Source organism: uncultured Corynebacterium sp. (assembly GCF_902489365.1).
Taxonomy (GTDB): Bacteria; Actinomycetota; Actinomycetes; order Mycobacteriales; family Mycobacteriaceae; genus Corynebacterium.
The window spans coordinates 1-9,638 of sequence record NZ_CABTZR010000080.1 but is presented as its reverse complement, the minus strand read 5'-3'; the positions used below and the strand labels follow the sequence as shown (position 1 = coordinate 9,638).

Genomic DNA, 9,638 nt, shown 5'->3' with positions numbered 1-9,638 from the left:
TGCACCACGCGCGCGTAAATCATCCACACTGCCTACCGCAAGCCCCACAAGATCCAACCCCGAACTGCGGTAGGAGAAATAAGTCTCCAAATCCCCCATGGCCAAGAGACTAAAACACCACCACCCACCCCGCAACCGGAGGCAAAAACTCTCAGGCTCCGCTACAAGCAGGGCAGGTAGCGCGGGGTTTCACGGCCACAGCAAGGCGGGGTACAGCAGTACTAGAACCAGCGCTCGAGGACCTTTGCTACGCCTGCTTGGTGGTGCGCTAGCGTCACCGTATCTGCGGCCGCCGCGACATCCGGGTGAGCGTTCTCCATGGCTACCCCGCAACCTGCCCACTCAAGCATCTCGATATCGTTGGGCATATCGCCAAAGGCAATGATGTCTTCGCGGGCGATACCGTGGTGCTCGGCCAACCACTTAATTCCACGGCGCTTCGTCACGTTGGGGGCCGCCACTTCGAGGATTCCCTCAGACATCGAATAGGTGACGTGGGCAAGCTCGGAATCGATATGCGGAGCAATAAGCTCGTAGAGTTCCGGCGCGGAGAATGCGGTGTTGCGGATCAGCAGTTTCACCGCCGGCCGGGACACCAACTCCCCCACGCTCACCAGCCCGAAGCCCTCAAAGAGCGCGTTTTCCGAATAGTGCGACTCCACCACGAAGAGTTCCTCAACTGGGTCCAAGACCGAGCCTCCCGCACGCTCCGCCCCAAAGCCAACCCCACCATGCGGCTCGAGTACCTTCGCAGCGACCTTCACGGTTTCCGCGAGGGCCTCAGGCGAAAGCTCGTGGGCGGAAAGAACGCGGTCCTCCGCCGAGTCATAAATCACCGCACCATTTGATGTCACGCAGACTGGGCGCACGGTCAGCTGCTCGAGCACGGGCATGATCCACCGGAAGGGGCGCCCGGTTGCCAGCGCAAACTCGCTGCCCGCGGCGACCGCACGGGCCACAACTTCGCGGTTTCGCTTGGGCACCCGGTGGTTTCGGTCCAACAAAGTACCGTCGATATCGCTGATGATGAGGCGCGGAGCGTGGTCCGAAAATACGTCACTGGCCATAGCCCCGAGTCTACGTCAGCGCGGCATGCTCAATGCCGCACCCGCAACGCGAGTAACCACCACAGCGATAAAGCCCCGCCACCGCGTTGCACCCAGCCGCAATCCGCCACACCTCAAACGACGAAAGCGGCCGCTACGAGAATGCTCGTGACGGCCGCGTCTTCGTGCAAAGACTCCTGGTTAGCTCTTAGGCGATAACGTCGTCATCGTCCACATCTTCCCAGTTCAGGGAACGCTTGATGGCGCGCTTCCAATCGCGGTAGAGAGCCTCGACTTCTTCCTTTTCGCGTTGCGGCTTCCACACCTTGAAGTCACCTTGCTGGGAGCTCAGCACGCTGAGGTCCTCCCAGAAGCCAGAATCAAGACCTGCAGCGAAAGCAGCACCCGTTGCGGTGGTCTCCACGTTCTTCGGCCGATGTACCTCGACGCCAAGCATGTCTGCCTGGAACTGCATGAGCAGCTCGTTCATCGTCATGCCGCCGTCGACGCGCAGCTCGGTGATCTCCACGCCGGAGTCCGCCACCATGGCATCGGCGACGTCACGAGTCTGGTACGCCGTGGACTCGAGGACCGCGCGGGCCAGGTGCTTGCGGTTGGCAAAGCGGGTCAGGCCCACGATGACGCCGCGAGCATCCGGGCGCCAGTACGGGGCAAACAGACCAGAGAAGGCAGGAACAATGTAGACGCCACCGTTGTCCTTAACCTCACGGGCCATGTTCTCGATGGAGGCAGAGTTCGGGATGATCTGCAGGTTATCGCGCAGCCATTGCACCAGGGAACCGCCCATGGACACGGACCCTTCGAGCGCATAGACAGGGCGCTCGCCCTCACGCTGGAAGCACACGGTGGTGAGCAGGCCGTTCTCCGAGAACTTCGGGGTCGTACCGGTGTTGAGCAGGAGGAACAGGCCGGTACCGTAGGTATTCTTGGCGGAACCCGGGCGGAAGCAGCCCTGGCCGAACATGGCGGCCTGCTGGTCACCCAAAATGGCGCGAATCGGTACGCCGGCCAGCGAGCCGCGCTCGCGCACAGTGCGGAAGTCACCCAGGGACGGGCGGATCTCCGGGAGCATGGACGTCGGGATGCCCATCTCCTTGCACAGTTCCTCATCCCACTCGAGCTTCTCGATGTCCATGAGCAAGGTGCGCGAAGCATTAGTGACGTCGGTAGCGTGCAGGGCCTCCTGGCCGTTGTCGCCATCGGCGCCGCCGGTAAGGTTCCACAGCAGCCAGGTATCGATGGTGCCGAAGAGCAACTCGCCCTTTTCAGCGCGCTCGCGCGCCCCCTCGACGTTATCGAGGATCCACTTCACCTTCGGACCGGCCGGGTAAGAGTTGATGATGAGGCCGGTGCGGCGGCGCCATTTGTCCGCGCCCTCCTCGCCGGCGAGCTCCTTACAAATGTCGGTGGTTCGGGTGTCCTGCCATACGATGGCGTTGTAGACCGGCTTGCCGGTGTTCTTGTCCCACACAACGGTGGTCTCACGCTGGTTGGTGATACCCAAAGCGGCGATGTCTTCAACGTTGATGTCGCCGTTGGCCAAGGCCTCACCCACCGCGCGGCGGGTATTGCTCCAGATTTCCTCCGGGTCGTGCTCAACCCAGCCCTTCTCCGGGAAGATCTGCTCGTGCTCGAGCTGGCCGACGGACACCTGCTCGCCGTCGTGGTCAAAGATAATGCAGCGTGTGGACGTAGTGCCCTGGTCAATCGCTGCAACGTAGCTCTTGGTGGACATAACTTTCTCCTTGTCGGGGGTGTTTTAAAGGGCTATGGATAGCAGGCCAACGGCGACGGCCGACAGCATCGGCGCGACGACCGGAACCCAGGCATAGCTCCAGTTTCCAGTGCCCTTGTCCTTGATGGGGAGGACAAAGGCGTACATGATGCGGGGGCCGAGGTCACGAACCGGGTTGATGGCATATCCGGTGGGGGTACCGAGGGACAGACCGATAGACACGATGACGAAGGCAACGCCGAAGTAGCTCAGCGGACCGAGCTCGCCGCCGGTAGGACCGAAGGCGATAAACATGAGCAGCACGGTGGTAGCGATGAACTCTGTCACTGCGTTCCAGCCGTTGTTCGGGTGCGCCGGGTTCGTGAAGAAAATACCGCCGGTATTCTTGTTGGCTCCGGTGACGTTGCCGGCTTCATCGACATTGTTGGCGTCGAAAAGCTGCTTAAACGTTGCCCACGCCAGGAAGGCACCAAGCATGGCGCCAAGGATCTGACCCAGGAGGTAATAAGGCACAAGGCTCCACTCAAGAGAGCCGTTAACAGCGAGCATGATGGTCACCGCCGGGTTAAGGTGACCGCCAGTGGGGTCCGCGATGCTAGCGCCCAAGTAGACGCCGAGGCCCCAACCCATAGCGATAACGATCCAGTCTGCACCGCGCGCCGCGGAGGTGCGGAGGTTTACAGTGGCACAGACGCCATTACCCAACAGGAGCAGCACTGCCGTGCCAAGGAACTCCCACAGGAATGCATCCATTCCGGTCATTAGATGTCCTTTCTTATCTGCCTAGACCAAGGGCCCAGCGAGGGATATCCACCGCTCGCTGGGCCCCGTGACTTTTAGGCTTCTTCCTTGGTGGCTCGTGCGCTGCCTGCGCGCTCGAGGATGTCGTTTGCCTCACGGTCGGTCAGCGCTGCCTCGGCGGCGAGCTCTGCCTCGGTGTGCTTGGTGAAGTGGGAGACTTCGCGCTCAATATCGGCCTGATCCCAGCCCAGCAACGGGGCGACGAATTCAGCGATCGGCTGCGCGGCGGCGACGCCGCGGTCGGCGAACTCGATGGCCACGCGCAGACGACGGGTCACGATGTCGTCGATGTGCAGGGCGCCCTCGTGGGTCACGGCGTAGCGCACCTCTGCCCAGACGTAGCTCTCGGCGCCTGGAACCGGCTCGAGCAGCGTGGCGTCCTCAGCAGCTGGGGCCAGCACCTCACCGATCAGCGAGCCATAGCGGCCGAGTAGGTGCTCGATGCGGTCTTCGCTGAGGTTATAGCGGCGAGCCAGCGCCGGTACCTGGTTGGCCAGCGCGTGGTAGCCATCCGCGCCCAGAATCGGGGTGCGCTCGGTAACGGACTCGGACACCTTGGCGCCCAGCTCCTTCACGGCCAGGTCCACGGCGTCCTTACCAATGACGCGGTAGGTGGTGTACTTGCCGCCGGCGACGGAAACCATGCCCGGTGCCACGCGGGCCACGGCGTGGTTGCGGGAGAGGTTGGTGGTGGAATCGGACTTGCCGGACAGCAGCGGGCGCAGGCCGGAGTACACGCCGACGATGTCATCGCGGGTAATCTTGTTGCGCACGCGTTGGTTGACCTGGTCCAGGATGTAGTCAATATCCGCCTTGGTCGGGGCCGGATCCGGCAGGGACAAGCCCTTTTCCCAATCGGTGTCGGTGGTACCGATGATCCAGTATTCGCCCCACGGGATGACGAAGAGAACGGACTTTTCGGTGACGAAGCACAGCGCGGCTTCCGCGTCGAGGGCATCCTTCGGAACCACGATGTGCACACCCTTGGAGGCATGAACCGTGAACTTTCCTTCGACGCCGGCCATCTGCTGAATCTTGTCGTTCCACACGCCGGTCGCGTTGATGAAAACCTTGCCCTTAACGGTGGCCTCGCAGCCGGTTTCCAGGTCGCGGACCTTCGCAGCGGTCACGCGCCCGCGGGCATCCTTCTCAAAGCCAATCACCTCAGTGCCGGTACGCACGTTGGCCCCGTACTCGGCGGCGGTACGCAGGACGGTCATGGTGTGGCGGGCGTCGTCGACAAGCGTGTCGTAGTAGCGCACGCCACCGACGACGGCGTCTTCCTTAAGGCCCGGGGTCACCTTCAGCACGCCCTTGCGGGTGAGGTGCTTCTGCATCGGAACACTCTTGGCGCCACCCATGAGGTCATAGAGGGTAAAGCCGCCAAACATCATGACGCGCTCCCAGCCGCGGTGGGTCAGCGGGAAGATGAACTTCAGCGGCTTCACCAGGTGCGGTGCGAGGGTGGACATGTTGAGCTCGCGCTCCTTGAGAGACTCCGCCACCAGGCGGAAATCAAACATGGCCAGGTAACGCAGGCCACCGTGGAACATCTTGGAGGAGCGCGAGGAGGTACCGGCGGCAAAGTCGCGGGCCTCCAGCACCGCCGTCTTCAGGCCACGAGTGGCCGCATCCAGGGCAGCGCCAGCGCCAACGGAACCTCCGCCGATGATGACGACGTCATAGTCCTCGGTGGAGTAGTCATTCCAGGTCTTTTCAAAATACTCAGGATTGAAGCTTGTAATACTCGTCGTGCTCATTGTTGACTGAGTCTCCTCTCTCGCTGCACGGCGTCAGAAAGTCCTGTCCACTTGACGGAATGCGCAGCATATCGTGCTCATCCACCACGAGCGCCCTGCTCACCGATGCCTCGGCTACCTGCCCGAAAGGCGGATGAAGAAGAAGTTTTCTCCCACTGCCCATGCTATAGATCACCCATTTTTCTCTCTGGAGACGCTACTCACACGTAGGTTTCCATGGCGTAAGCTGGCATTTTTAAGGCATTCCATAGGTGAACAAAATAAAATAACACCCCCTTGCGGGGGTGTTTGCGGGCTTTTACAACTCTCGGCGTGCCGAGGATGTTAACGCTTATTCTTATCCTGCAGGCGCGCCATCGTCTCCAGCACCTCAGCCATGCCATAACGCTCTGTGGAATAAGTCACCGCTTGGGCAGCCTTAATCACCTCAATGGGTGCAGTCTCCAGCGCCACCATATGCACAGCGACGCCTTCCCCACCCTCCGCAAAGGTCTCATCCCCTGGCTCGTTTGCAAAGAACAAGAGATCCTTGGGCTCGGCTCCAATCTTCTTCACCACGGCTGCCAACCCCTCCGCAGGCGAAGACGCGGTCACCACCGCGCCGCCAGGAGCATCGTTGAACTGCACCCCTTCGGCTCTGTCCGCGCAGGCAATGCGCCAGCAGGTTTGGGGGAGGTCCCCAAAAGCCGCAGCGTCCAGCACCTCGCCGTGCGGCGAAATCACGATCACGTCCTCAACCTGCGGGTGCAGCTGCGCAAGCGCCTCCTGGAGCCGCTTCGAAATCTCGCCATTCGCCATGCTCAATGCACTCTGATCCGCCGCAATCACCCGCGGCACTTCAGAGTATTCAGCCTTCACCCGGTGCGGCAGGCGGGAAACGATGATGCGCGATTGCGTCGCCGCAGACAGCAAACCCTGCTCCACCACGGATCCGGCGAAAATCTCCTTGCTGCTCGCAGTCATGGACGCTTGAGCTTCCATCACGTCGGATTTCAGTTGCGCCATAACCTCCGTGACTTTGTCGCGGCCTTCCCCGACGCCGCGCATGGCCTCTTCGACCACCGAATTGAGGTTTTCTTTGATCCAGTCCAGGGTCTCCGGTGCGGTTCGCGGGCAGTCCTTGCCTCCCGCATCATCGGAGCTCGCCCGCTTCATCAGCGCCATCCGGTCCCGCATAAGCTCCACGGTGGACTCAGAGACGCGGTCCTTAAGGCTTGTCAGATCATCGCGCAGCCGACGCACGCGGTAGCGCTCGGACTCCACCTCGGAGTCTTTTGCCTCAGCCTCCTCCAACGTCGGGGCGCCGCCGCCCTTGCGTGCCGGCACCCAGAACTCTCCGGCCGGCATCGGGCCAAACTCTGCCTCGTAGTCGGCCCACAGACCCTCCAGGGCCTCCTGCATCCGGCGGCGCACCTCAGCGATGTCCGCGTCAAAGTCACCCGTTGTGTAATAAGGCTCCAAGGCCTTAATCAACACAGGCGTCTTCGTGCGGCCTAGGTGCTTCTTCTGCCCCTTCGTCCAAATGCGCTGGGAGCCAAAGATAACCTGCGGAATAATCGGCACGCCCGCGCCGTGAGCGATGCGCGCCGCGCCATTGCGCATGCTGCGAATCTCAAAGCTGCGGGAAATTGTTCCTTCCGCGAAGACCCCTACGAGCTCACCGCTCTTGGCCAGCTCAATGCCCTTCACAATCGACGCCCCACCATCGATACGATCCACCGGCACATGGCCCATCAACCGAAAAAGTTGTCCTGCCACCGGCGCCTTAAAAATAGAGGCCTTAGCCAGGTAGCGCACCAAGCGGCGCTTGCGGTAGGCCAGAAACGCCCCCAAGAGGAAGTCCATGTAGCCGGTGTGATTGCACACGATGACGGCCCCGCCCTTATCCGGGATATTCTCCTCCCCGGACAGGCGCATCTTGAGCCCCTGAGCCAAGGTCACCCCGCGCCCGATGTGCGTGATCTGCCGGTAGAGGAAGTTAGCCACAACGCTCATAGTGCTCCAAATGCTTAAGACCTCGCCGCCGGAGGAAGGCAGCAAGGAGGGGACAAAAGTAAGCGGCGCGCGAGCCGCCGCGCGCCACGTTCTTCTAGGAGTTTACGGGGTACAGAACGTCCTTGCCCACGAATGGGCGCAATGCCTCCGGAACCACGACGGAGCCGTCCGCCTGCTGGTGGTTCTCCAGAATGGCCACGAGCCAGCGGGTAGTCGCCAAGGTGCCGTTGAGCGTGGCGGCGTACTGGGTCTTGCCGTTCTCATCACGGTAGCGCGTGGACAGGCGGCGGGCCTGGAAGGTGGTGCAGTTCGAGGTCGAGGTGAGTTCACGATAGGTGCCCTGGGTTGGCACCCACGCCTCGTTATCGAACTTGCGAGCCGCAGAGGAGCCCAAGTCTCCGCCCGCGATGTCGATGGTGCGGTAGGGCAGCTCCATCGCCGCGAGCATGTCCTTTTCCATGTTCAGGAGCTTCTGGTGCATCTCCTCGGCGTCTTCCGGCTTGCAGTAGACAAACATCTCCAGCTTGTCGAACTGGTGCACGCGCAGGATGCCGCGGGTGTCCTTGCCGTGCGAACCCGCCTCGCGGCGGAAGCAAGAGGACCAGCCTGCATACTGCAGCGGACCCTTGGACAGGTCGATGATCTCTTCCTTGTGGTAGCCGGCCAGGGCCACCTCAGAGGTGCCAACTAGATAAAGATCATCCGCCGGCAGGTAGTAGACCTCATCCGCGTGCTGGCCCAAGAAACCGGTTCCCTGCATAACGTCCGGGCGCACGAGCACCGGCGGGATCATAAGGCTAAAGCCGGCCTCACGGGCCTTCTGCGCAGCCAGCATCAGCATGCCCAGCTGCAGGAAGGCGCCATCACCGGTGAGGTAGTAAAAACGTGCGCCGCCGACCTTGGCGCCCCGCTTGACGTCGATAAGCCCCAGCGTCTCACCCAATTCCAGGTGATCCTTCGGTTCAAAGTCGAACTGCGGCTTCTCACCGACCTCCTCGAGCACGACGAAATCATCCTCGCCACCAGCCGGGGCACCCTCCACCACGTTGGAGAGCTGGTACTGCAGCTCCGTTACCTTGGCCTCTGCCGCGGCCGCTTCCTCGCCGGCCGCCTTGACTTTTTCCTTCAGCTCATTGGAGCCCTCCAGCAGCGCCGGGCGCTCCTCCGGGGAGGCCTGGCCAATCTTCTTGCCAAAGGCCTTCTGCTCCGAGCGCAGCTGGTCAGCCTTCACAATGGCCGCGCGGCGCTGCTCATCGGCGGCAAGCAGCTGGTCCACCAAAGCGGGGTCCTCCCCACGGTTTACCTGGGAGGCGCGGACGACATCGGGATTTTCGCGAAGAAATTTGAGATCAATCACGCCGGATAGTCTAGCGCACGGCCACACCTTTGCGCTGGTCATAACCAGCTGGCTATCATGGAAAACATGGCAGCTCACATTATTACCGACGGCCCCGTGCCCAAGCACGCTCAGCTGCGGGATATTCTCTCCGAGCTCTGCCGCACCACCCTCAAACCCGGTGACATCCTCCCGGGCGAGCGCATTCTCGAAGAAACCTACGGCGTCTCCCGCATCACCGTGCGCCGCGCCATTGGTGACTTGGTGGCGGAGGGCCGCCTGCGCCGCGTGCGCGGTAAAGGTACCTTCGTGGCTCCGAACCCACTGGTCTCCCGGCTCCATCTGGCGTCCTTCTCCGATGAGATGGGCTATCAGAAAGTACAAGCCTCCTCGCGCATCCTGCTGGGCGAGCGCAGCACCGCCCCCAGTGAGGTCTGCGAGTTTTTCGGCACGGAAACCACCGTGGCCCATACCCACCTGCGGCGCCTGCGCTTGGGCGATGGCGAGCCCTATTCCATCGACGATGGCTGGTATAACTCCACCTTTGCTCCGTCATTGCTGGAGAATGACATCTACAATTCCGTCTACGCGATTTTGGATAGCACCTTCGAGGTCCCCATCACCGGGGCCGAGCAGACGGTCACGGCCGTCGCAGCAGAAGAGGACATCGCTGAGCTTCTCGACGTCCCCCCGAACACCCCTCTCCTCCACATCACCCGCCTCGCCCGCTCCGGCGATCGCCCCGTGGAGTGGTGCTCCTCGGTCTACCGCACAGACCGCTACCGGCTCACAACGCACGTCTCCCGCGCGCGTATCTAGCGGCGCCGTGCTCCCGCACGGCGCCGGGCGGGCTAGAAGCCAGGGCCGCCAAGGGAGTAGTATGAAGAGTTCTATGAGCACTTCATCTGCGTGGCGCTCCGCCTCCGCCATCCGCGTCGTCCTCG

7 protein-coding genes are annotated in these 9,638 nt (G+C 62.0%); 1 reads left to right on the top strand and 6 read right to left on the bottom strand.

All coding sequences use genetic code 11. From position 1 onward, the window contains the following. Window positions 1-221: 221 nt before the first annotated feature. The 6 genes from RDN59_RS10095 to serS form a co-directional block, all read right to left on the bottom strand. Complete coding sequence (locus tag RDN59_RS10095; RefSeq protein ID WP_308607726.1) at window positions 222-1,067, bottom strand: HAD family hydrolase; 846 nt, start codon at window positions 1,065-1,067, stop codon at window positions 222-224. 187 nt (window positions 1,068-1,254) lie between these two features. Beyond that, window positions 1,255-2,802, bottom strand: coding sequence for a glycerol kinase GlpK (gene glpK, locus RDN59_RS10090; RefSeq protein WP_308607725.1), 1,548 nt, complete (start codon window positions 2,800-2,802; stop codon window positions 1,255-1,257). A gap of 24 nt (window positions 2,803-2,826) precedes the next feature. Continuing rightward, window positions 2,827-3,564 carry an MIP/aquaporin family protein gene (locus RDN59_RS10085; RefSeq protein ID WP_308607724.1) on the bottom strand — a complete coding sequence of 246 codons (738 nt, stop codon included), beginning with the start codon at window positions 3,562-3,564 and terminating at the stop codon, window positions 2,827-2,829. Between the two features lie 74 nt (window positions 3,565-3,638). Further along, a complete protein-coding gene (locus tag RDN59_RS10080) occupies window positions 3,639-5,363 on the bottom strand; it encodes a glycerol-3-phosphate dehydrogenase/oxidase (protein ID WP_308607723.1) in 1,725 nt (574 codons plus the stop codon). Between the two features lie 324 nt (window positions 5,364-5,687). Beyond that, complete coding sequence (locus tag RDN59_RS10075) at window positions 5,688-7,358, bottom strand: lysophospholipid acyltransferase family protein (protein ID WP_308607722.1); 1,671 nt, start codon at window positions 7,356-7,358, stop codon at window positions 5,688-5,690. Window positions 7,359-7,452: 94 nt separating this feature from the next. After that, on the bottom strand, window positions 7,453-8,715 hold the full coding sequence (serS, locus tag RDN59_RS10070) for a serine--tRNA ligase (RefSeq protein WP_308607721.1): 1,263 nt from the start codon (window positions 8,713-8,715) through the stop codon (window positions 7,453-7,455). A 66-nt stretch (window positions 8,716-8,781) separates the two neighbouring features. On the opposite strand from serS, the gene RDN59_RS10065 reads away from it, so the two are divergent. Further along, a complete protein-coding gene (locus tag RDN59_RS10065; protein WP_308607720.1) occupies window positions 8,782-9,513 on the top strand; it encodes a GntR family transcriptional regulator in 732 nt (243 codons plus the stop codon). The last annotated feature ends 125 nt before the right edge of the window (window positions 9,514-9,638 follow it).